The sequence below is a fragment of the Actinoplanes flavus genome (assembly GCF_017592555.1).
Classification (GTDB): Bacteria; Actinomycetota; Actinomycetes; order Mycobacteriales; family Micromonosporaceae; genus Actinoplanes; species Actinoplanes flavus.
Genome location: NZ_JAGFNS010000010.1, coordinates 263,371 through 285,877, shown reverse-complemented (window position 1 = coordinate 285,877; position 22,507 = coordinate 263,371). Strand labels below are relative to the sequence as shown.

The 22,507-nt window shown below is 71.4% G+C and carries 15 protein-coding genes; 9 read left to right on the top strand and 6 right to left on the bottom strand.

The window, feature by feature from the left end:
* Positions 1–423: 423 nt before the first annotated feature.
* From J5X75_RS17690 to J5X75_RS17675, 4 genes are read left to right on the top strand one after another with little or no spacing between them, the layout of a single operon-like run.
* Complete coding sequence (locus J5X75_RS17690) at positions 424–1,449, top strand: multicopper oxidase domain-containing protein (RefSeq protein ID WP_208468498.1); 1,026 nt, start codon at positions 424–426, stop codon at positions 1,447–1,449.
* Positions 1,446–5,372, top strand: coding sequence for a ThuA domain-containing protein (locus tag J5X75_RS17685; RefSeq protein WP_208468497.1), 3,927 nt, complete (start codon positions 1,446–1,448; stop codon positions 5,370–5,372). The genes J5X75_RS17690 and J5X75_RS17685 overlap by 4 nt, the downstream gene beginning before the upstream one ends.
* A 56-nt stretch (positions 5,373–5,428) precedes the next feature.
* Complete coding sequence (locus tag J5X75_RS17680) at positions 5,429–6,940, top strand: OmpL47-type beta-barrel domain-containing protein (protein ID WP_238488291.1); 1,512 nt, start codon at positions 5,429–5,431, stop codon at positions 6,938–6,940.
* 35 nt (positions 6,941–6,975) lie between these two features.
* Entirely contained in the window at positions 6,976–7,947 is a 972-nt protein-coding gene (locus tag J5X75_RS17675; protein ID WP_208468496.1) for a hypothetical protein, read from the top strand.
* Positions 7,948–8,086: 139 nt separating this feature from the next.
* Here the strand turns inward: J5X75_RS17675 and J5X75_RS17670 are convergent, their stop codons facing one another.
* Positions 8,087–8,770, bottom strand: coding sequence for a hypothetical protein (locus J5X75_RS17670; protein ID WP_208468495.1), 684 nt, complete (start codon positions 8,768–8,770; stop codon positions 8,087–8,089).
* 36 nt (positions 8,771–8,806) lie between these two features.
* Here J5X75_RS17670 and J5X75_RS17665 point away from each other — a divergent pair, with 36 nt between their 5' ends.
* The 3 genes from J5X75_RS17665 to J5X75_RS17655 all read left to right on the top strand — a co-directional run bounded on the left by J5X75_RS17665 (position 8,807) and on the right by J5X75_RS17655 (position 10,989).
* Positions 8,807–9,577 carry a hypothetical protein gene (locus tag J5X75_RS17665; protein ID WP_208468494.1) on the top strand — a complete coding sequence of 257 codons (771 nt, stop codon included), beginning with the start codon at positions 8,807–8,809 and terminating at the stop codon, positions 9,575–9,577.
* On the top strand, positions 9,574–9,936 hold the full coding sequence (locus tag J5X75_RS17660; protein WP_208468493.1) for a GntR family transcriptional regulator: 363 nt from the start codon (positions 9,574–9,576) through the stop codon (positions 9,934–9,936). The genes J5X75_RS17665 and J5X75_RS17660 overlap by 4 nt, the downstream gene beginning before the upstream one ends.
* 90 nt (positions 9,937–10,026) lie before the next feature.
* The gene (locus J5X75_RS17655; protein WP_208468492.1) at positions 10,027–10,989 is read left to right on the top strand and encodes a hypothetical protein; all 963 of its coding nucleotides are present in this window, start codon (positions 10,027–10,029) and stop codon (positions 10,987–10,989) included.
* Between the two features lie 155 nt (positions 10,990–11,144).
* Here the strand turns inward: J5X75_RS17655 and J5X75_RS17650 are convergent, their stop codons facing one another.
* A complete protein-coding gene (locus J5X75_RS17650; protein ID WP_208468491.1) occupies positions 11,145–12,263 on the bottom strand; it encodes a CAP domain-containing protein in 1,119 nt (372 codons plus the stop codon).
* Between the two features lie 567 nt (positions 12,264–12,830).
* Between J5X75_RS17650 and J5X75_RS17645 the strand changes: the two genes are divergently transcribed.
* Positions 12,831–15,059, top strand: a complete 2,229-nt coding sequence (locus J5X75_RS17645; RefSeq protein ID WP_208468490.1) for a pectate lyase-like domain-containing protein — start codon at positions 12,831–12,833, stop codon at positions 15,057–15,059.
* Positions 15,060–15,142: 83 nt separating this feature from the next.
* Here J5X75_RS17645 and J5X75_RS17640 read toward each other — a convergent pair whose 3' ends face one another.
* Together J5X75_RS17640 and J5X75_RS17635 are read right to left on the bottom strand one after the other, a co-directional pair.
* Positions 15,143–15,919 (bottom strand): calcium-binding protein, encoded by a 777-nt coding sequence (locus tag J5X75_RS17640; RefSeq protein ID WP_208468489.1) that lies wholly within the window; start codon positions 15,917–15,919, stop codon positions 15,143–15,145.
* A 59-nt stretch (positions 15,920–15,978) separates the two neighbouring features.
* Positions 15,979–17,589 carry an FG-GAP repeat protein gene (locus J5X75_RS17635; protein WP_208468488.1) on the bottom strand — a complete coding sequence of 537 codons (1,611 nt, stop codon included), beginning with the start codon at positions 17,587–17,589 and terminating at the stop codon, positions 15,979–15,981.
* Between the two features lie 103 nt (positions 17,590–17,692).
* Between J5X75_RS17635 and J5X75_RS17630 the strand changes: the two genes are divergently transcribed.
* Complete coding sequence (locus J5X75_RS17630) at positions 17,693–20,638, top strand: ATP-binding protein (protein WP_208468487.1); 2,946 nt, start codon at positions 17,693–17,695, stop codon at positions 20,636–20,638.
* Positions 20,639–20,665: 27 nt separating this feature from the next.
* Here the strand turns inward: J5X75_RS17630 and J5X75_RS17625 are convergent, their stop codons facing one another.
* Together J5X75_RS17625 and J5X75_RS17620 are read right to left on the bottom strand one after the other, a co-directional pair.
* Positions 20,666–22,126, bottom strand: coding sequence for an RAD55 family ATPase (locus J5X75_RS17625; protein ID WP_208468486.1), 1,461 nt, complete (start codon positions 22,124–22,126; stop codon positions 20,666–20,668).
* Positions 22,092–22,481 carry a response regulator gene (locus J5X75_RS17620; RefSeq protein ID WP_208468485.1) on the bottom strand — a complete coding sequence of 130 codons (390 nt, stop codon included), beginning with the start codon at positions 22,479–22,481 and terminating at the stop codon, positions 22,092–22,094. The genes J5X75_RS17625 and J5X75_RS17620 overlap by 35 nt, the downstream gene beginning before the upstream one ends.
* Positions 22,482–22,507: the final 26 nt, after the last annotated feature.

Sequence of the window (22,507 nt, the reverse complement as noted above, 5' to 3'; positions counted from 1 at the left end):
GGCGGGCACCCCGGAACCTTAATCGGTCAAGTTGGCGAGGACGCCTGCATTCAAGCTGCTGAATGCGTGTTCCAGCGGGCCCGTCGCCGACTGGAATCACCGCTCGGGATGGCCCGATTCATCTTCCCTCGGGTCACGATGTGCCTGGTGAAGCCGAGGATGGGGCCGGGATCCCGGCACGGCCGCTGAATTTTACGGCAGTCAATGTCCTGACCTGGACTTTCAGGAATACTTTCGATTTGCCCTGCCGTAGTTCCGTCGAAGAGACCTTTACTTTCGTCGATCCCGTCCATAGATTCTGCGGTATCAGGCACCACTGATATCAGCGAGCCGTTAACGCGAGGCGTGACGACAGGCCAACCCCCTCCTTTTAGATCTTGGGTGCGCTGCCGCGTCCATTCGGCTCGAGAGGAACGGAGACGCATGGACGACACCGCCGACCGGACCCGACCAACGTTCTCCCGGCGTTCGCTGATCGCCGCCGGCACACTGGGGGCCGCCGTACCCGCCATCGGCGGCGCGGCGGCCCTGCCGGACACCCCCGCGCGCGCGGCCCTCTCCGTCACCAGACGGGTGACGATCTACGCCGAGGCGCTGCCGGGTGGCCTCTTCGGCTACGGGTTACAGCCCGGACAGGCGACCGTGCCCGGTCCGGTGCTGGAGATCTACGAGGGGGACACGCTCGAGATCACGCTGGTCAACACCACGAACCAGCGCCTGTCCATCCATCCGCACGGGGTGGACTACAGCGTCGGATCCGACGGCAGTCCGCTGAACGACTCGTACAACGATCCGGGCGAGACACGCACCTACGTGTGGCGCTCACGGGAGATGGTCGCGGCCGCCGGGCGCCGCCTCATGCCGGGCAGCGCCGGTTACTGGCACTACCACGACCACGCCATGGGAACCGACCACGGCACCGCGGGTGTGGCCCGCGGCCTCTACGGTGCGCTGATCGTGCGCCGCCGCGGCGACATCCTGCCGGACAAGCAGTTCACCGTGGTCTTCCACGACATGACGATCAACAACCGGACGGCGCCCGCCACACCCCTGTTCGAGGCGAATCTCGGCCAGCGGGTGGAGTGGATCGCGATCGGGCACGGCAACCTGTTCCACACCTTCCACCTGCACGCGCATCGCTGGGTGGACAACCGCACCGGCATGCTGGAGAGCCTGAACGACCCCAGCCCGGCGATCGACAACAAGGATCTCAACCCGGGTAGCTCCTTCGGCTTCCAGGTGCTGGCCGGCGAGGGCGTCGGCCCCGGCGCGTGGATGTACCACTGCCACGTACAGAACCACTCCGACGGCGGCATGGCGGGGATCTTCCTGGTCCGCAACGCCGACGGCAGCATGCCGCCCGGCGCCGAGGAGGCCATCCACCGCTTCCAGGGTCACGCCCACGGCGCACCGGCGAGCCACACCGATCATCAGGGGGCGCACGGATGAGCACACGGGCATCACGACGAGGGCTCGCCGTCCTGACGGCGCTGACCCTGGTGGCGGGCATGACACCGGTCATGGTGAGCGCCGCACCGGCGGCGGCCGCCGCGGAGCCGATCTCGGTGATCGTCTTCCACGGCGCGGCGGCGGAGCAGGAGGACCCGGTCACCACCGCCGCGCAGACCATCCAGCAGCTCGGGCAGGCGGCCGGGATCACCGTCGAGGTCACCAGCGACCCCTCGGTGTTCACGGCCGCCGAACTGGCCGGGCACCGTGCGGTGGTGTTCCTGTCGGCCGGCGGCACGGCCCTGTCCCGCGATCAGGAGAGCGCGCTCACCGCGTACATGAAAGGGGGTGGGGGTTTCGTCGGCATCGCCGACGCGGCCAAGGCGCAGCTGGACTCGGCCTGGTTCACCGGCCTGATCGGCACCCGCCCGGCCGGTGCCGTCCCGGCCGCCGAACCGGTCGCCAAGGTCGGCGCCAGCGCCGAGAACCCGCCCAACGAGACCAAGGAGAAACTGGCCGACGGCGACACGAACACCAAATGGCTGGCCCGCAGCACCACCGGCTGGGTGAGTTACGAGCTGGCCGCCGCCAAGGCGATCACCGGGTACGCGCTCACCTCCGCCAACGACGCCGCGGGACGCGACCCGAAGGACTGGTCGCTGCAGACCTCACCGGACGGGCAGACCTGGACCGACGTGGACCGGCGCACCGCGCAGACGTTCCCCGACCGATTCCAGACCCGCCGCTTCGACCTGGCCGCACCGCAGAACGCCAGGTTCTTCCGGCTGAACATCACCGCCAACTCCGGTGAACCGCTCGTCCAGCTCGCCGAGCTGCGGCTGTTCACCGCCGACAGCACCGCCCCGGGCTCCCCCGCGGTCAACCGGTCCGTCGTCGACGTGCTCGACCGGCGGCATCCGGCCACCAAGGACCTGCCGGCCACCGTCACCCGGGCGGACCGCTGGTACAACTGGTCCCCCAACCCGATCGGCACGGTGCACACCCTCGCCCAGGTCGAGGAACGCCACTACAACCCGGGGACCAGCGCCAACGGGCCGTTCCATCCGGTGTCGTGGTGCCGCGACTACGAGGGCGGCCGGTCCTTCTACACCGGCATGGGCCACACCGCGGACAGCTACGCCGAAGCCGGCTTCCGGCAGCACCTGGCCGGCGCGCTGGGCTGGGCGACCGGCATGGTGCGCGGTGACTGCCAGGCGACCATCGCGGCCAACTACCGGACCGAGCGGCTGACCACGGCCAACCAGAGCGGGCAGCTCGACCAGATCGGCGAACCGCACGGGCTGACCATCGCCGGCGACGGCACGGTCTTCTACGTCGGCAAGGCGGCCTGCCCGAGTGGGCCGGTGGTCAGCTGGGACGACCCCAAGGTCGGGCTGGGCTGCGGCACCATCCACTCCTGGAAACCGGGCACCCGACAGGTCAAGCTGCTGACCACGCTGCCGGTGATGGGCAACCGGGGAAGCGGTTCGGAGCTGGTGAAGAACGAGGAGGGCCTGCTCGGCATCGTGCCCGACCCGGCGTTCGCCGAGAACGGCTGGCTCTACGTCTACTGGATGCCGCACGAGTCGATCGACCGGGCCAAGCGCGTCGGGCAGCGCACCGTCAGCCGGTTCACCTACGACCGCGAGACCCAGAGCATCGATCAGGCCACCCGCAAGGACCTGCTGCGATTCCCCGTGCAGATCCACAGCTGCTGCCACGCCGGCGGCGGCATGGCCTTCGACAAGCAGGGCAACCTGTACGTCGGGTCCGGCGACAGCAACTCGTCCGAGGGTTCGCAGGGCTACTCCGGCAACAACTGGACCCAGGAGTACGCCGGGCTGTCCTTCCAGGACGCGCGACGTACCTCCGGCAACACCAACGACCTGGCCGGGAAGATCATCCGCATTCACCCGGAGCCGGACGGGACGTACACGATCCCCGAGGGCAACCTGTTCCCGCCCGGTACCGAGAAGACCCGGCCGGAGATCTACGTGATGGGCGTCCGCAACATCGCCCGCCTGCAGATCGACCCGGAACGCGACTGGCTGACCGCCGGCTGGGTCGGCCCGGACGCCGCACAGCCGAACCCCGAACTGGGCCCGGCGAAGTACGAGACGGCCACCGTCATCACCTCGGCCGGCAACCAGGGCTGGCCCTACTGCATGGGCAACCGGCAGCCGTACCGGGACCGCAGCACCACCGACGCCACCGTGCTCACCGGCTGGTACGCCTGCGACAACCTGAAGAACACCTCACCGCGCAACACCGGACTGGTGGACATCCCGCCCGCCCGGGACAACATGATCTGGTACGCGCCGGGTGGCGGCGGCCCGGTCTTCCCGCCGCGCGCCGACGGCAGCGGCATCCCCACCTACCACGCCGCCGACGCCGTCTACACGCAGCCGTACCTGCGCGGCGGCGGCCAGGCGATCATGTCCGGGCCGACGTACCACCGCGACCGGGTCGACCCGGCCAGCACGGTCGCCTGGCCGGCCTACTGGGACGACAAGTGGTTCATCGGCGACCAGTCCAACTCCGCCAACCGGGTGGCGGTCACCGTCGACCCGGCCGGGGTCCCGCAGCAGAAGCCGCCGCTGTTCGGCGAGTCGCTGCGCGCGATCCTGCCCGGCGGCAACGCCGACAACCGGCTGATGAGCTGGATGGACGCCAAGTTCGGCCCGGACGGTGCGCTCTACCTGCTCGACTACGGCGGCGGCTTCTTCAGCCTGCACCCGGCCCAGAAGCTGCTGCGGGTGGTTTACACCGGCGGGGCGCCGACCCCGGCTCCGGCCGCGACGTCGGTGGCGGTGCAGAACAAACCTCTGACGTACGCCTTCAGCGGCTCCCGATCCGGTGGAGTCAGCCACCGGTGGGAGTTCGGCGACGGCGCCAGCTCGACGCTCGCCGACCCGCAACACGTCTACGGCGATCCCGGAAACTACACCGCCCGGCACACCGTGACCTATGCCGACGGCGAACAGGTCACCGTGACGACGACCGTGAACGCCGGATGCGCCGTGCCGGACGACCGGGCCACCGTGTTCCTGACCGACAGCGACACCGGGGTGCCCAACAAGGCGGCCGGCGGCGGCTGCACGATCAACGACCTGATCGACGACGAGAGCACCTGGGACAGCCACGACAACTTCGTACGCCATGTCACCGCGGTGGCCCGTGAGCTCCAGGACGACGGGCTGCTCACCGCCCGGCAGGCGGGCACGCTGACCCGCGCCGCGGCGGCGGCCCCGGTCGGCCGGCCCGGCCACACCGGATACGAGCCACTGTTCGACGGCACCGCGCGGTCCCTGCGGGACTGGGTCCAGGCGCCGTCCGGGTCGTTCGGCATCCAGCCGGACGGTTCGCTGCGCCCCTCCGGCGGCCTGGGCATGCTCTGGCACACCGGGGAGTTCGCGGACTTCTCGCTGCGGCTGCAGTTCCGCGACGTCGCGCCCGGCACCGGGCGCGGCAACAGCGGGGTGTTCACCCGGTTCCCGGACCCGCGGACCCCGCTGGACCAGCGGCCGCCGGGCAGCTGCGGCACGGTCGGCTCGGCACGCACCTCACCGGCCTGGGTGGCCATCTACTGCGGGCACGAGGTGCAGATCTACGACGGCGAGACCGGGGAGCCGCAGAAGACCGGCTCGATCTACAACTTCGATCCGGCGTCACTGGCGGAAGCCCGCGCCACACCGAAGAACGTGTGGAACGACTACGAGATCCGGGTCGTGGGGCAGCGCTACACCATCATCCGCGACGGTGTGGTGATCAACGAGTTCGACAACACGCCCGGCAAGACGTCGTCACGGGCCTCGGACCCGCCGACCGACCTGCGGCAGTTCCTGCGCGGGCACGTCGGGCTGCAGAACCACGGCGACAACGACCTGATCGAGTTCCGCAACATCCGCGTACGCAAGCTCTGAGCCGGTGGGACCGGCCGGTGTCCCGGCCGGTCCCCCATCGGGAAAGGTGCCAACCCTTGCGAACATCCGTGAGCCGGCGCGCCGGCGCGGCGCTGATCGGCCTGCTGCTCGCCGTGCTGCCGGTCGCCACGCCATCCGCGATGGCCGACGCGCAGACCCTGACCTGGACCACCGACGACGACATCACCCGCTACCGCAGCGCACCGGCCACCGCCGAGGCCGGCGCGACCACCATCGTCTTCGAGAACAGCACGGCCACCGGCAACACCACCGGGATGCCGCACACCCTGACCTTCGACACCAGCGCCGAGGGCTACAACCACGACGTCACCCTGAACATCCTGGCCAGCCCGTTCGACGTGAACAACGGCCGGCACCAGGCCACCGTCACCCTCACCCCGGGCCGGTACCGCTACTACTGCACCCTCCCGGGACACGGCACCATGGTCGGCGAACTCACCGTGACCGGCGGCGGCGAGGACACCACCGCGCCCACGGTGACCGGCAACGTGACCGGAACCCGCAACGCCGACGGACACTACGTCGGCTCCGCCACCGTCACGGTGACCGCCACCGACACCGGCTCCGGCGTGAACACCGTGGAATACCAGATCGACGACACCAGCTGGCGGCCGTACACCGCACCGGTCGCGGTCACCGCGGTCGGCGACCACGCGGTGCAGTTCCGTGCCACCGACAACGCCGGCAACGTCTCCCCCACCGGCTCGGTCTCGTTCCGTGTCGTGGCCGGCGACTCCACCCCGCCGACGACCGCCATCGCCCTGACCGGCGACCGGGACACCGCGGGACGCTATCTCGGCGCGGCGACCGCCACCGTCACCGCGACCGACACCGGGTCGGGTGTGGACCGGGTGGAGTACCAGCTCGACGGCGGCGCCTGGACGGCCTACACGACGCCGATGGTGATCAGCACCCTCGGCGCGCACATGCTGCACTCCCGGGCCGCGGACAAGGCCGGCAACGTGTCGGCCGAGCAGATGGCGCACTTCACCGTGGTGGAGCGGCCCGTGGAGGACACCACCCCACCGGTGGTCACCGCCGGCGTGACCGGCCAGCGCGATCCGGCGGGACACTACATCGGTACGGCGACCGTCACCGTCACCGCCACCGACACCGGTTCCGGGGTGGACACCGTGGAATACCGGCTCGACTCCGGCGCGTGGACGGCGTACACCTCGCCGGTCGCGGTGAGCGTGCCCGGAGCCCACACCGTCCGCTACCGGGCGACCGACAAGGCCGGCAACACCGCCGCCGAGCAGCAGGTGCCGTTCACCGTGGCCGGAACCGGCTCCGACGCCTGCCCGGACTCCGACACCCGGGACACCGTGATCATCGACGGCGCCGACACCCGGGTGGCCAACACCGACTCCGGCAACGGCTGCACCGTCAACGACCTGATCGCCGAGAACGGCGAGTACCCGAACCACGCCGCCTTCGTCCGGCACGTCGAATCCGTCACCGCCGGCCTGGTCACCGCGGGGAAGCTGACCGCACGGCAGGCCGGAGCGATCGTACGGGCCGCCGCACGATCCGGAGTCGGCTCATGACCCCCACCCGCACCTCGACGCCCGGGAGGGCACCCATGCGACGTACCGCCGCCCTGACCATCGCCGTCGTCACCGGTTCCCTGCTGCTCTGGCCGTCGGCCGCCAACGCCGGCCTGGTCACACACTGTGTCGGCACCGGCGGCGCGGTGACCGTTCCCAACGACCTGCTCGTTCCCGCCGGTGAATCGTGCGCCCTGACCGGCACCGTCATCACCGGCAACGTCACCGTGGCGGCCGGCGCCAACCTGGTGATCGACGGCGGCCGGACGGACGGGACGATACGCGTCGCCGCGGACGGCTACCTCGACGCCCGCGCCACCACGATCGGCGGCACCGTGGTCCTGGCGTCCGGCGGCTACGGCCTGTTCCTGAAGAACGCGGCGAGCGGGGCGGTCACCGTTCGCCCGAAGGGCACCGCGCCGATCGACGGCTTCCTCTTCACCGAGGGCGCGCGCATCACCGGCACGGTCAACGCCCAGGGCGGAGAGGTACGCCTCGGCGAGTCCACCGAGGTCACCGGCAACGTCACCAGCTCCGGCACCCACTACACCGACCTGCACGACTCCTTCGTCGACGGCACGCTGTCGGTGCTCAACAGCGGCACCGGGGCCGTCGTGTGCGGAAGCGCCGTACGCGGCAAGGCGACGTTCGCCGGCAACGTCGGCGGCGTCCAGCTCGGCCCGAACGGGGTCCTGGACAGTTGCGCGTCCGGCGGCTACTTCGGCGGTGACGTCAGCGTCGCCAACACCACCGGCGCGACGACCGTGGACGACACCATCATCGACGGGCAGCTGACCGTCCACAGCAACGACCCGGCCGCCGTGATCGCCGCGAACAATCGCATCCGCCGCGGGGTGGCCGGGGCGCCGCCCGCCGCGGCCGCGCTGCGCCAGGGCCAGGCGCCGGCGGTGACCGCCCCACGGCAGGACACGGTCGAGGAACGCGCCGAACAGCGCCGGACCACGGCCGTACGGGAGGCGGACGCGGCCGGCCGGGCGAACCTGTAACCGGTACCTCCCCAGCGGGCCGGGGGGGGGGGGGGGGGGGGGGGGGGGGGCCCCCCCCCCCCCCCCCCCCCCCCCGCCGCGGGTTTCCCCCTCCATCACCTGGTCGACACCGTCGGTGGCCTGCTCCTGGGTGGTGTCGTTACCGGCAGACGTGGTCGGCGAGGAACCGCTGCCACGGCACGGCCTCCGGGTCGCCGGTCGTGCTGACCTTCCAGCCGCCGGTGGGGTGCGGCCGCAGCGGGTACAACGGGACCTCGATCGTGTGCGGGCCGGTCAGGCGCCGGATGCGGACCGGGACCGGCTGGGCCGAGGCGGGCACCGCCCGGCAGTCGGTGACGTGGTAGTAGACCCTGATCTTCACGGTCTCGCCGGGCGGTAACACGTAAGGGCGGTCCGGGGTCAGCGTCTCGCCTCCGACACGCACCATCTCCAGGGCGGTGTCGTAGTAGAGGTCGCCGACCGTGACCCGTTCGACCGTCATGCCCGGCCGGTCCTTCTCCACCCCGACGATGGTCAGCGACATCTGGTTGTCGTTCGTGACGGCGAATTCCTGCGCGACGTGCTCGGTCGGCGCCGCGTGCCTGCGGTTGACCAGCGAATCCGTCTCGGCCCGAGGGTTCGTGGCGTCGCCGTAGACGAACCAGCCGTTCCAGCCGGGATCGGCGGTCAGCCGCGGGGCGAGCACCCCGGAACGGTCGGTCACCACCCCGGCGAGGGCCAGGGCGAGCAGCACGGCCGCGAGCAGGGCGAGGCGCCGGCGGGTACGCACGGGCAGCATCCCGGTCCGCGGATCCAGCCCGCGCCACACCTCATCGGTCAGCACGGCAGGAATGTATCAGCATCTTGGTACATTGTGGCGATGAGCTTCTGGCTGCTGATCGTCACCCTGCCGGTCGCCGCCGCGCTGTTCACCGCCGTGCTGACCGATCTCCCGGTGCGACGGGACGCGGTTCGCCGGTTCGCCGACCGTCAGAACCTCGTGGTCACCGCGGACAACGGCGCCCGGATCGTCGACTATCTGGCCACGGTCCGGCGCTGGCGCTCAGCCGGGCTGGCCGCCGCGCTCACCGCGTACACGATCATCGGTTTGCGCGACAACCGGCTCGGCGTGAGCGTGACGTTCCTGCTGGCCGGGTGGTTCGCCGGCGCGGTGGTCGCCGAGGCGCGGCTGGCGGCCCTGCCGCCGGGCCGGCCGGGCGCCGGACTGACCCCGCGCACCGCGGCCCGCTACCTGCCCGCCGCCCAGCGGTACGCACTGCCCGCGGTGATCCTGGCCTTCGCGGCGCTGGCGGCGGCCGGTGGCGCGCCATCGGGCCGGCTGGCGGCGCTGTCCGCCGCCGTCGCCGGCGTCGCGGCGCTGGTGGCCCTGACCGTACGCCGGATCCTGCTGCGCCCACAGCCCGTCGCGCCCGCCGGTGTGCTGGCCGCCGACGAGGCGATCCGGTCCCGGTCGCTGCACGCGGTGACCGCCGCCGGAACGACCCTGGTCGCCTACTGCGCCGCGGACCTGCTGCTGCGCGCGGTCGCCGTCCGGTCCGCGAACCTCGCGCTGCTGCTGATCCCCCTGGTCGCGATCGGGGTGCCGTGGTGGGGCCGGCGCCAGGGAACCGCCCGGCCACGACCGGCATGATCGTCACCATCGACCCGGACAGCACCGTCCCGCCGTACGACCAGATCCGGGAACAGCTGACCACGATGATCCAGGCGGGGGTGCTGGCCGCCGGGGTACGCCTGCCATCGATCCGCCAACTGGCAGCCGATCTGGGGCTGGCGCCGAACACGGTGGCCCGCTCCTACCGGGAACTGGAATCGGCCGGGCTCATCGTCACCCGGGTCGGCCGGGGCACCACCGTGTCGCAGCCTCCCACGCTGTCCGCGGCCGAGCGGCAACGGCTGCTGCGAGCCGCCGCCGCGTCCTACCTCGCCACCGCGGCCCGCCTGGGCCATTCCGTCGACGAGGCGATCGCGGCGCTGCGCCCCGGGGCGTGATGCCGCGTGAGCGCAATCCTGATCGACCGGCTGCAGCACCGTCGCGCGGCCTTTCTGGTCACGTGGCCGCCGGACCGTATATTGGCGGCCATGACGCTACTCGACACCGGCAGTCCGGACCGGTCGCGGCAGCCCGCCCCACCGCTGCGGGGCGGCCCCGGCCGGTGGATCGCCGAGGTCGGCGGGCGGGCGTTCCTGGTCGCGATCCTCGCGGCCGTGCTCGGCGGGCTGAGCGGGATCGCGCTCGGCTCCTGGCTGGCATGGCGGGACGTGGACCCGATGGCGCCGGACCGGGCCACCGCGATCCGGCTCGCGCCCACCGTCCTGCCGGGGGCGTTCGACGACCGGGTCGACCACTACGGACGGCACACCTTCTGGAATCCGTACAGCAAGAACACCCTGCACGGCGGCACCGGGGTACGGGTGGGCCGCGCCCACGTGACCGGCACCGTGCCCGCGCAAGCCGGCCCCGAGGAGGTCGCCGCCGCCGTCACCCGGCAGATGCGCGCGGGTGGATGGCAGGACGTGCACAGCACGATACAAACCTCGTCGTGGGTGACCGTCGAGGTGACCGGCACCCGCGACGGATACCTCGCCGCGGTGCAGTTCACCCCGGCCGACGAGGTCAATCCGGCCACCCTGGGGTTCGACCTGATGTGGGCCGAGCCGCCCGGCCAGCCGCGCTACACCGTCGCCGGCGGTCTGGCCGGCGCGCTGCTCGGCGCACTGCTCGGGTTCTTCACCTCACGGCGCTGGCGGCGGCACAGCCGGAGGATGCAGCGGGCGTACGTGGGTCTCTGTTCCGTCACGCTGCTGATGCTCACCCCCGCCTGCCTGGGCAACATCCCCACCGCGGCCGGCTCCCTGATGGCCAACACGCACCGCAACGGACCGGGTCCGTCGGTGTACTGGGGCGGTTTCGTGATCTACGGGGCGGAGCCGCTCGCCATCCTGTCCGTGCTGCCGATCCTGGCGATCGTCATCGGCTGCTTCCTGCCGCCCATCGCCTCCCGCCGAGGGCCGGAACCCGCCCGCCCGACCTCGATCGGGTAGGAGCGGATCGCGGCGGTCGCGTGCACTGTGGGCGGCCGACATCAGAGCGGCGACATGACCAGCTCGACGTGCCGGGCCGCCTCTACCGCCCGGCCAAGGTCCCCCTCATCGTCGAAGGCGCATGGCGGCGCCTGAGCGGCCATCGGCGAAGGACGTCATGAGGCGAACGTCTGGATGAAGTAGTGGAGGGTCGCCGGGGAGCCGGCATTGGGCTGGCCGACGGGGACGAAGCCTTTGCCGACGGCCACCCCGACGCCGGTGGTGCGATAGGCGCAGTTTCGCATCGTGGCGTTGTGGCCCGGGCTGTTCCGCCAGTAGTCGAGCGCGTGGCGGACTTCGGGCGCGGGTGCGCTGCCGGTGTAATAGCGGACGTAGGCGTTCTCGGTGCCGGCCCGGCCGACTTCCCGGGAGATCCGGGTGGCGGCGTCGCTGCCGTCGGAGCCGACGTGGCCCTGCCTGTTGGCGTCGCCCTTCTCCCACAGGCCGGGCGGCCCGGGATGCCGGGACAGGTCGTCGGCGTGCCTGCGGGCCACGCCGACCAACCGCGGATCGACCGTCAGCGCCGTGCCGCACGACTCGCGGTGGATCGCGTTGACCTCGTCGAGGACCTGCTGCTCGGCCGGGCTCAGCGGCGCCGACCCGTCGGGGACGATTCCCTGGTGCGGCAGCACGAAGTTGTATCCCATCGGTTCGTGCAGACCGCTGGCCGGACAACGCTGATTCTCACGGTAATAGGAACCGTCACGACCGGAAAAGAACATCCCATTGCACTTGCCACAGAAACGCCAGTCAGGCTGCGCGGTCGCCGACCCCGGCACATCGTGCGGCAGCACGAAGTTGAAACCCATCGGCTCATGCAGACCACTAGCCGGACAACGCTGATTCTCACGGTAATAGGAACCGTCACGACCGGAAAAGAACATCCCATTGCACTTGCCACAGAAACGCCAGTCAGGCTGCGCGGTCGCCGACCCCGGCACATCGTGCGGCAGCACGAAGTTGAAACCCATCGGCTCATGCAGACCACTGGCCGGACAACGCTGATTCTCACGGTAATAGGAACCGTCACGACCGGAAAAGAACATCCCATTGCACTTGCCACAGAAACGCCAGTCGGGCTGCGGCTGTTGCTGGAGCGCCGAGAATCCCAGCGCCTTCTCGGTGGTTCCCCCGGCGAGCCCGGCCAGGGCGGCGGTGGCGCCCAAGCCGGCGATGACGAGGCCGCGGCGCGTCAGCGACATGCCGGCATCGGCGCGTTGTCGGGCGTGTTCCATAGTCGCCTCGATTCCATGCTGTTGCCGTTCCAGCATCCCATGACAGGGCGCCGGAAAAGCGGCGAGTCATCCTAACGAGAGCCGGCCCGGAGGAAGGCCGCCGAGCCGCTTCGGGCAGGGGCGCGACCGTCGAGGAACGCCTTCGGGTCGCGATCGCCGACGCGGCACGCCCCAAGGCATCGGCCCCGAGGGGATCGCGGCCTCGTCCGGGTCTCCTACCCACCACACCCGCCGCCGCGCCGCCGACGGCCCGGAGTGACCGGCTCGAAGCGGCAGGCGAGGCTGGACGACCGAGGTCGACGACGGCCTCGTTCGGGACCTCGCGCAGGCCCGCCGGCTCCCGCCACCAGGCCCGATGCGCTCAATAACACTTTTCTCGAGAGTTTTCCTCCCCCATCTCCATTCCGGCGCAACCGGTCATTTGTTTTCGGCATATTGACGAACCGCAACGCCGAGGTAACAATTCACTCCACCGGAGAGCGCTCTCTGAGCGGTGCCGCATGCCATCCCGCCCCGCCGTACGTCTGTCCTCACGGGCGCGCGGCAACCCGTCCGACAGGCAGGTCCATGACACCCCCGACACTGACTTCCCCACCACCGCGGACACTCCGCCGCCGCGGGCGCATCGTGCTGAGCACCGTCCTCGCCGCGACCCTCGGCACCACCGTCGTCTCGGTCGCCACCGACGCCAGTGCCGCGGACACCCTGCTCTCGCAGGGCAAGCCGGCCACCGCCTCGTCCCTCGAGAGCGCCGCCTTCCCCGCGTCCGCCGCGGTCGACGGCAACACCGGCACCCGCTGGTCCAGCACGTTCGCCGACCCGCAGTGGCTGCAGGTCGACCTGGGCAGCACCCAGTCGATCAGCCAGGTCGTGCTGAACTGGGAGGCGGCCTACGCCTCCGCCTTCACCATTCAGACGTCGGACAACGGCAGCACCTGGACGAACATCAGCCCGGTCACGGTGGGCCAGAACGGCTCGCAGACCCTGAACGTCACCGGAAGCGGCCGGTACGTGCGGATGAACGGCACCACCCGCGCCACCCCGTACGGATATTCGCTCTGGGAGTTCCAGGTCTTCGGCGGAGGCGGAACCAACCCGTCGCTGCCCACCTCGGACACCCCCGACCTGGGCCCCAACGTGCGGATCTTCGAGCCGTCCACACCGGCGTCGACCATCCAGTCGGCGGTGGACCAGGCGTTCAACGCGCAGCTGCGCAGCCCGACCGCGCAGTTCGGCTCCCAGCGCCACGTGTTCCTGTTCAAGCCCGGCACGTACGGGCGGGTGTGGGCCAACGTCGGGTTCTACACCACCCTGGCCGGTCTCGGTCTCAACCCCGACGACGTGACGATCAACGGCGCCGTCAACGTCGACTCCGGCTGGAACTATGGCGACGAGTCCAACGCGACGCAGAACTTCTGGCGCAGCATGGAGAACCTGTCGATCGTGCCCGAGGGCGGCACCAACCGGTGGGCGGTCTCCCAGGCCGCCCCGATGCGCCGGGTGCACATCAAGGGCAACCTGACCTTGGCGCCGTCGAACCAGGACAACGGGCAGGGCTACTCCAGCGGCGGCTACCTGGCCGACTCGGTGGTCGACGGCGTCGTCTCCTCCGGTTCCCAGCAGCAGTGGTACACCCGGGACAGCCGGATCGCGCGCTGGGACGGCGGTGTCTGGAACATGGTGTACTCCGGGGTCCAGGGCGCCCCGGCGAACGCCTTCCCGAACCCGCCGCACACCACCCTGGCGACCACGCCGGTGACGCGGGAGAAGCCTTTCCTGTACGTCGACAGCGCCGGTCTCTACCGTGTCTTCGTACCCGCGCTGCGGCGCAACTCCGCGGGCGCCAACTGGCCGAACACGGCCGGCACGTCGATTCCGATGCGGGAGTTCTACGTCGCCAAGCCCGGTGACAGCGCCGCCCGGATCAACTCGGCACTGGCCCAGGGCCTGAACCTGTTCTTCACCCCGGGCACGTACACCCTCAACGACACCATCCGGGTCACCCGCGCCAACACCGTCGTCACCGGCATCGGCTTCCCGACGCTGATCCCGACCGGCGGGGTCGAGGCGCTGAACGTCGCCGACGTCGACGGGGTCAAGGTCAGCGGTCTGACCTTCGACGCGGGTACGACCAACAGCGCCACCCTGATGAGCGTCGGGCGCACCGGCGTGCACACCGACCACGCCGCGAACCCGATCAGCGTGCAGGACGTCTTCTTCCGGATCGGCAGCAGCGTCCAGGGCAAGGCCACCACCACCCTCGCCGTGCACAGCGACGACACGATCATCGACCACATCTGGGCCTGGCGGGCCGACCACGGCGGCGCGCCCACCGGCTGGACGGTCAACACCGGCGACACCGGCCTGCTCGTCAACGGCGACGACGTCCTGGCCACCGGCCTGTTCGTCGAGCACTACCAGAAGTACGAGGTGATCTGGAACGGCAACCGCGGGCGGACGATCTTCTTCCAGAACGAGAAGCCGTACGACGTACCCAACCAGGCCGCCTGGATCGGGCCCCGCGGGAACGGGTACGCCGCCTACAAGGTCGCCGACACCGTCACCGACCACGAGCTGTGGGGCGGCGGCTCCTACGCCTACTTCAACGTCAACCCGAGCGTGCGGGTGGACCGGGCGTTCGAGGTGCCGAACCGGTCGGGTGTCCGGCTCCGCAGTGTCCTGACCGTGTCGCTCGGTGACGTCGGCACCATCGCCAACGTCGTCAACGACGTCGGCGGCGCCGTCCCCAACCCGGCCGGCAACACCACGCCGCGCAACGTCGTGGCGTACCCCTGATCCGTTGAAGTCATGGCACCACTGAGGTGAACCCGGCGGCCACCGGTGCGACTCGCACCGGTGGCCGTCCCCCGTTTCGTACGTCAGGACTCGCAGTTGCGTTTCACGTCGCCGGCATCGGACGTGCACTTGTCGGAGCCGTCGCCGCCGTCGGAGGTGTCGTTGGCGGACACGCCGTCGTCCGCCGACAGGGTGTCGCTGCCGCTTCCGCCGAAGAGCTCGTCGCTGCCGAGTCCGCCGAAGAGCTCGTCGGCCCCGGATGCGCCGAGCAGCTCGTCGTCGCCGCCACCACCGAGCAGGTCGTCGTCGCCGACTCCTCCGACCAGGAGGTTGTCGGCGACATTGCCGGCGACGAGGTCGTCGCCCGAGCCGGTCTGCGCGTTCTCGACATCGGTGAGGAAGTTGTCTCCCTCACCGGTGACGCCGTCGTCGGCGATGCCGTTGAGGCTGATGTTCACGTCCGCGGTGCGATCCGCGTAGGTGCCGAGGTCGGATCCCGGTCCGCCGGAGAACCGGTCGGCGCCGTCCGCGACGTTCAGCGACCGTGCGGTGTCGCTTCCGTCCTCGCCGTTGAGCGTGTCGTTGCCGGTTCCGCCGATGAGTGTGTCGTTGCCGGCTCCACCGCAGATGACATCGTCACCGCCGAGCCCTTCCACCGTGTCGTTGCCGCCGAGCGCGGCGATGACGTCACGGTTCGCGGTGCCGCGGAGGGTGTCGATGCCGGCGGTGCCGGTGATGGTGGCGGTGAGGCCGGCACAGGTGACGACAGCCTGCGCGCCGGCGGTGGGGAGAAGCAGGCCCGCCCCGCTGAGCAGCGTGACGGCCGTCAGCGTACGGATCCTGGCTTGATGGCGGTTCATTGGTAGGTGTTCCCTCCTCATGGTGGTGTCCGTCGAAAAGAAGTCGTCGATAGGCCGGGTCAGCCGGCGGCCAGGGCGGCTCCGAAGTTGTCGTACGGCTCCGCCACGCCGGTCAGCCCGTTCTGGTCCCACACCTGGTTGCCGCCGGCGGCGAGCCCGGTCGCGCTGCCGTAGACCACGTTGACGGCACCCGCCTCGGAGGCGTCACCGATGTCCTCGCCCCAGGCCCCGACGGCCAGGTCGGTGCGGCCGTCGCCGTTGAAGTCACCGGTCGTCGCCGCGTCGCCGAAGACATCGCCCGTTTCCGGTACGCCGGCCAGTGCCCCCTGATCCCAGGACTGGTTCCGGTTCGCGGTGAGCCCGGAGGCGCTGCCGTAGATCACGTTCACCGCACCGGCGGCGTTGGGGGTTCCCACGTCCTCACCGGGCACCCCGACGGCCAGGTCCGCGTGGCCGTCGCCGTTGAAGTCACCGCTGGTCACCGTGGATCCGAAGAAGTCACCGTCGTCCGGGGTGCCCACCAGTGGCCCCTGATCCCAGAGCTGGTTGCCCGCCGTACCCAATCCGGAGACGCTGCCATAGATCACATTGACCGCGCCCGCGTTGCTGAGGTCGCCGAGGTACTCCTGCTCCACGCCGACGGCGAGGTCGGCACGGCCGTCACCGTTGAAGTCGCCGGCGGTCACCGCGGCGCCGAACCGGTCGAAGCGCTCGGCCGCGTCGACCAGTTCCTGCTGTGTCCACAGCTGGTTGCCGGCGGTGACGAGCCCGGCCGCGCTGCCGTAGATCACGTTGACCGCGCCCGCGTCGTGGATGGTGCCGACGTCGTCCGAGGGCACGCCGACGATCAGGTCGGCGCGGCGGTCGCCGTTGAGGTCACCGGCGGTCAGTTCGTCGCCGAACATGTCACCGGCTTCCACCGTGCCGTTCAGCGGACCCTGGTCCCACAACTGGTTGCCGGCCGCGCGCAGGCCCGCCGCGCTGCCGTAGATCACGTTGACCGCGCCCGCCGTCAGCACGTCACCGACGTCGTCCTGGTGCGCCGCGACGGCCAGGTCGGCGCGGCCGTCGCCGTTGAAGTCCGCGGCCGCCAGCGCGTGGCCGAAGTGATCGCCGCTCTCCACCGCACCGGCCAGCGTGCCCTGGTCCCACAGCTGGTCATCCGTGGTCTTCAAGCCGGCCGCGCTGCCGTAGACGACGCTGACCACGCCCGCGCCGAGCGCGTTGCCGACCGCCTCGCCGGGCACCCCGATGGCGAGGTCGGTACGGCCGTCGCCGTTGAAGTCGCCCGCCGCCACCGCGCTGCCGAAGTGGTCCCCGGCCTCCGCCGTACCGGCCAGGTGCCCCTGGTGAAGGAGCTGATTGCCGCTGCGGCCCAGGCCCACGGGGCTGCCGTAGATCACGTTCACCGCGCCGGCCGCGTTCTGGTCCTCGACGTCCTCGTCCGGCGCCCCGACGGCCAGATCGGCCCATCCGTCGCCGTTGAAGTCCGCGCGCACGCTGGCGGCGGCCGCGGTCACCGGCGCGGAACCCGGTGCCGCGGTGGCGGCTCCCGGCGCCGTCGCGCACGCCGCTGTCACGGCCAGGACGGCTACAGCCGCGCGCCCCCGTACGGCCGCCGGCAGGCGGAACGGTCGTCCCACCGTGGGAAGAAGGTGCTTCCCGCTCATCGATTTCCTCCTGTCTACGGCTGCGGACGCGCGGCGTGCCGCGCGCCACAGCGCGTGCCGCCAATGGAGTCTGTCGATGTGCCGACCGCTTAGCATCTGGCGAATGCCATACCCCCGGCCCTCCCGAGGCAGTAGCGGTCACCCCTCCGGTACGGCGTTCGTGGGGCGCGGCGCCGAGTTGCGGCGTCTGCGTGCCGCGTACGACCAGGCGTCCGCCGGCGCGTGGACCGTCGCCGAGGTCACCGGTGACCCGGGCATCGGCAAGTCGAGCGTGCTGGCCCGGTTTCTGGCACATGCCCGCGGCGCCGGCGCTCAGGTGTGTGCCGGGCAGGCCGTCGAGTCGGACGGGCACGTCCCGTACGGCCTGCTGGTCGACGCTCTCGGGGACGTGGTGAGCCGGCTGCGGGCCGCGCAGCTGGCGGCGGCGCGGGCCGACCTTCCGGTGCTGCGCGCCGTCTGGCCGCGGTTGCCGGGACCGGCGGATGCGCCGGAGCCGGTTCCGGCGGCGCAGCGCTACCGGGTGCACCGGGCCGCCCGGAACCTGCTCGCCGTGCTGGCCGCCGGGACAGGGAACGGGCCGTTGGTGGTGGCGCTGGACGACGTGCACTGGGCCGACGAGGGAACGACCGAGTTGCTCGGGCACCTGCTCAGGCATCCGCCGCCCGGACCGGTGCTGCTGGTGGCGGTGTACCGGCCACGGCAGTTGGCGAGCCGGTTACGCGGCGCTTTCGCCGACGCCGCCGTGACCGGGACGAGCGTACGCGTGGATCTGCCGCCACTGACCGAGGACGAGACCGCGGCGCTGCTGCCTGACCGGCTGTCCCCGCGGCGCCGGCGGCACCTGCATGTGGCCAGCGCCGGAAATCCGCTCTATCTCAAAGCGCTGTCAGCCGTTGCCGAGGTGGCGCCGCCCGAGCCGGTCAGGGGCCACCGCCCACCGGATCAGGCCGGCCTGCCGGACCCGGTCTGGTCGGCGCTCACCGCCGAACTGGCGACGTTGACACCGACCGAGCGGCTCGTCGCGGCCGCCGTCGCGGTGGCCGGCGCGGCGGCCGACATCGATCTGCTGTCCACCGTCGCCGAGTGCCCGGCGCCGGATGTCGTCGCCGCGCTCGACCGGCTCGCGGCCCGGGACGTGCTGCGGCCCGTCCCCGGGATCGCGACGTTCCCGTTCCGGCATCCGGTGGTGCACACCGTCACCTACGCGTCGGCGCCGGCCGGCTGGCGGACAGCCGCGCACGCCCGCGCCGCGGCGGCCCTCGCCGAGCGTGGCGCGGCGGGTACGGTCCGGGCGTACCACCTGGAACGCTGCGCCGGGGCCGGCGACGCCGCGGCCGTCACCACGCTGAGCGACGCCGCCGCGACGGTGCTGCCCGCGGGGCCGGCGACGGCGGCCCGGTGGCTGGCCACCGCGCTGCGCCTGCTGCCTGCCGGCGCCACCACCGACGCCGTCCGGTGGGAGCTGCTGGTGCGGCACGCCGAGGCGCAATCCCTGGCCGGGGACCTGTCCGGCGGCCGGGACAGCGTCCACACCTTGCTGTCGCTCCTGCCGCGGCACCCCGCGGACAAGCGCGCCCGGGTGGCCGTACTCGCCGCCACCGTGGAACGGTTGCTCGGCAACGCGATGGAGGCGGAGGCGCTCCTGGCCGCGGAGCTCGCCACCTGTCCCGAGGCGCGGGGCGCCGCCGGGGCGACGCTGCGGACCGGCCTGGCCACCTGCGCGGTGCTGCGCTCCGACCCCGCCGCGGCCGACCGGTGGACCGGGCAGGTGCTGCGCGACGCCCGACGAGACGCCCGGCCGGCCCGGCTGGCCGGCGCCTTGGCGCTCGCCGCGATGGCGGGTCACCTCACCGGCGCGTCCACCGTCGGCGCGGCGCGGCTCGACGAGGCGGCCCGGATCCTGGACGGTCTACCCGACGACGACCTGGTGGAGGTGCTGCAACCGCTCAGCTGGGTGGGTGCCGCCGAGATCGCCCATGAGCGGATCCCGGACGCCATCCGGCACCTGAACCGAGTCCTCGCGGTAGCCGACCGGCACCGGCCGGCACACGTGCTCACCGACCTGTACGGGCAGCTGGGCACCGCGTACGCGTTGATCGGCGACCGCGACCGGGCAACCGAGTGTTTCGACAACGAGTACGACGCCGCGCTGCTCACCGGCAGCGCGGCCCAGCGCGGAACCGCGGTCAAACACCAGAGCTGGCTCGCGCTGTGGCGTGGTGACCTACCGGCCGCGCTGCACCTGGGCGAGCGGGCACTCGCCGACGCCCGGGCGCAGCAGCACCCCCTGTCCTGGAGCTCGATGGCGATCTTCGCTCTCGCGCACCTGTTCGACGGCGACCCGGCGGCGGCGATCCGGCTCCTCGAGTCGGCCGGTGACCGGCCACACAAGCCGACCATCGATCCGGGGTCGCGGATCCGCTGGTGGGAGGTTCGGGCGGCGGCGTTCGCGGCGGCTGGAGACACCGATGCCGCCCGGAACGCCGCCGAACACGCGGGCCGGCTGGCCGCCGGTAGCAGTCTGCGCCGGAGCCGGGCGCACGCGGCCATGGCACGCGGGTACGCCCTGCTCGGCGACGACCCGGCCGGCGCCCTCGAGGCGGCCCGGGCCGCGGGCACACTCCTGGACCGGGCGGGCGACCTCATCGCCGCCGGACGTGCCCATCACCTCGCCGCGAATGCCCTGGCGGTGCTGCGCCGCCCGGCGCAGGCACGGGCCTGCTTCGCCGACGCCCGTTCCCGCTTCGTCACGGCACAGGCGCCGCTGCTGCACGACGCCACCCTCCGCGACGAACGGCGGATGAACGCGCGCCGCCCGCGGCCCGGCGATCGCCGCGCGCTGACCCCGCGGGAGTCGGAGGTGGCCGGGTTGGTCGCCGAAGGGTTGACCAACCGGCAGATCGCCGAGCGACTGTTCCTCAGCGTGGGCACGGTCGGGGTGCACGTCGGCCGGGTGTACGCCAAACTCGGGGTGGGGCGCCGTGCCGCGGTGGCCGCCCGGCTCGCGGCGCCACCGCACGCCGCTGACCAGGCCGATGGCCACCCGTAGGGCGCCGAGGGCGCTCCGGCGTCGGGGTCAGTGCACGTCCTGGTCGTGCGGGACGGGCGCTGTGCAGTCGCGTAGAGCGCTCCAGCCGAGCATTCCGGTGATCTGCTCGATCTGGTCGCCGACGGCCACACCGTCGGCGGTCACGTGGTAGTCGTGGATGGTGTAGTCGTGACCGCTGTTGCGCATCTTGAGGATGTTGATGGTCCGGCCGATCGCGGAGCAGTGCTCGATGTAGCGGATCTGGATGACGTTGTGGAACAGGAACATGAGCCCGGCCAGGGGTTCCTCCATGGGGCCGATGGTGCGGGTCTCGCTGGTCACCCAGAGTGTGGCTCCGGCGCTGCGGACCAGTCCGAGCAGGCTGCGCAGGTAGGCGGGGAAGCGCTCGGCCTCGCGGGCGGTGTTGGCCATCTCGGCGAGGCTGTCGATGACGATGCGGGTGGTGGCGCCTTCGGTGAGGTTGTGCCGGGCGACCGAGGCCAGCCCGTCGAGGTCGAGGTTGCCGACCGGCACGTGCGAGATCACGAGTTTGCTGTCGGCGTGGGCGGTGGTGAAGTCCCATCCGAGTCGGCCGGCCATGCTGATCAGTTCTTCGGCGGTGTCCTGGAAGGTGATGTAGAGGCAGCGTTCGCCGCGCGCGAGTCCTTCGGCGATGAAGTGCAGGCACCCCAGGGTCTTGCCGACGCCGGACGGGCCGAGGACGAGGGTGGCGTCGCTGTGCGGGATACCGCCGCCCATGAGGGCGTCGAGGCCGTGGATGCCGGTGGGTACCCGGCCCGGGTCGGGTTGGTGTTCGTCGGTCAGGAGGGATTCGATCCTCGGGTACACCTGGACCCCGTCGCGGGTGATGTGCACGGTGTGGGTGCCTTGCACGTGGGCGGTGCCACGCATCTTGACGACGCGCAGACCACGGCGGTCGATCGGCTCGCGGGGCCGGTAGGACAGTTCCAGGATCCCGTCGGCCAGGGCGAACTCGGCGCGGACCTCCGCCTCCTCGGCCGTGTACTCGCCGACCAGGAAGAGCACCGCCCCGCTGTGCGCGACTTTGCTGGTCAGGTCGTAGAGGGAACGGCGCAGGTCGTGGTCGCTGACGAAGTCGCGCAGCATCTTGGTGCTGTCGATGACCACGACGGCCGGTTGGTCGTCGAAGGCTTTGCGGATCACCTCGTCGACCATCGGGGCGAGGTCGTTCGAGGTGTTGTCGCACAGCAGGTCGCCGAGGTGGACGTACTCGACGTGCGAGCCGAGGTGCCCGGGGACGAAGAAGTCGAATTCGCGTAGATGCTCGATGAGCTTGGCGTGGGATTCGGACAGGGTGGTGTAGTAGACGGCTTTGTGTTCGGCGCTGGCGGCGGCGAAACAGATCTGCTGCGCCAGGATGGTCTTGCCGGATCCGGGGGGACCGGTGATGACGACCATCGAACCGCGCTCGAAGCCCCCGCCCAGCACCAGATCAAGATCGGCTTGCCCGGTCGACAATCGTGTCACTGTCCCTCACTCCCTTCCGCAGCAGGTCGTCCACCGCCGCGCGCAAGTCCCGGCTGCTGCACGGCTTGGCCAGCACACGGTCGGCTTCGGTCACCAGCCGCCAGTCCCCGCTGACGGCCACGACGGGGATCGCCGCGGTTCTCGGATCGGCCCGCAAGCGCCGGATGAGCTCGACGCCGTTCATGATCGGCATCATCACGTCGGTGACCACCAGGTCGGGAGGTGACGCCCGCACGGCCTCCAGGGCGGCGGCGCCGTCGTTGGCCTCGGTCACCTCGTGACCGGCCCGGCTCAGGATCCGGCGATGCAGGAACCGCAGATCCGGTTCGTCATCGACCACCAGGACCTTTGCCATCGAACCCATCCGCTCGTCGCGGTGAC

Bases quoted from the DNA above. Each gene is read 5' to 3' on its own strand.
- J5X75_RS17690 (WP_208468498.1), top strand. From the start codon at position 424: ATGGACGACACCGCCGACCGGACCCGACCAACGTTCTCCCGGCGTTCG.
- J5X75_RS17685 (WP_208468497.1), top strand. From the start codon at position 1,446: ATGAGCACACGGGCATCACGACGAGGGCTCGCCGTCCTGACGGCGCTG.
- J5X75_RS17675 (WP_208468496.1), top strand. From the start codon at position 6,976: ATGCGACGTACCGCCGCCCTGACCATCGCCGTCGTCACCGGTTCCCTG.
- J5X75_RS17665 (WP_208468494.1), top strand. From the start codon at position 8,807: ATGAGCTTCTGGCTGCTGATCGTCACCCTGCCGGTCGCCGCCGCGCTG.
- J5X75_RS17660 (WP_208468493.1), top strand. From the start codon at position 9,574: ATGATCGTCACCATCGACCCGGACAGCACCGTCCCGCCGTACGACCAG.
- J5X75_RS17655 (WP_208468492.1), top strand. From the start codon at position 10,027: ATGACGCTACTCGACACCGGCAGTCCGGACCGGTCGCGGCAGCCCGCC.
- J5X75_RS17650 (WP_208468491.1), bottom strand. From the start codon at position 12,263: ATGGAACACGCCCGACAACGCGCCGATGCCGGCATGTCGCTGACGCGC.
- J5X75_RS17645 (WP_208468490.1), top strand. From the start codon at position 12,831: ATGACACCCCCGACACTGACTTCCCCACCACCGCGGACACTCCGCCGC.
- J5X75_RS17640 (WP_208468489.1), bottom strand. From the start codon at position 15,919: ATGAACCGCCATCAAGCCAGGATCCGTACGCTGACGGCCGTCACGCTG.
- J5X75_RS17635 (WP_208468488.1), bottom strand. From the start codon at position 17,589: ATGAGCGGGAAGCACCTTCTTCCCACGGTGGGACGACCGTTCCGCCTG.
- J5X75_RS17630 (WP_208468487.1), top strand. From the start codon at position 17,693: ATGCCATACCCCCGGCCCTCCCGAGGCAGTAGCGGTCACCCCTCCGGT.
- J5X75_RS17620 (WP_208468485.1), bottom strand. From the start codon at position 22,481: ATGGCAAAGGTCCTGGTGGTCGATGACGAACCGGATCTGCGGTTCCTG.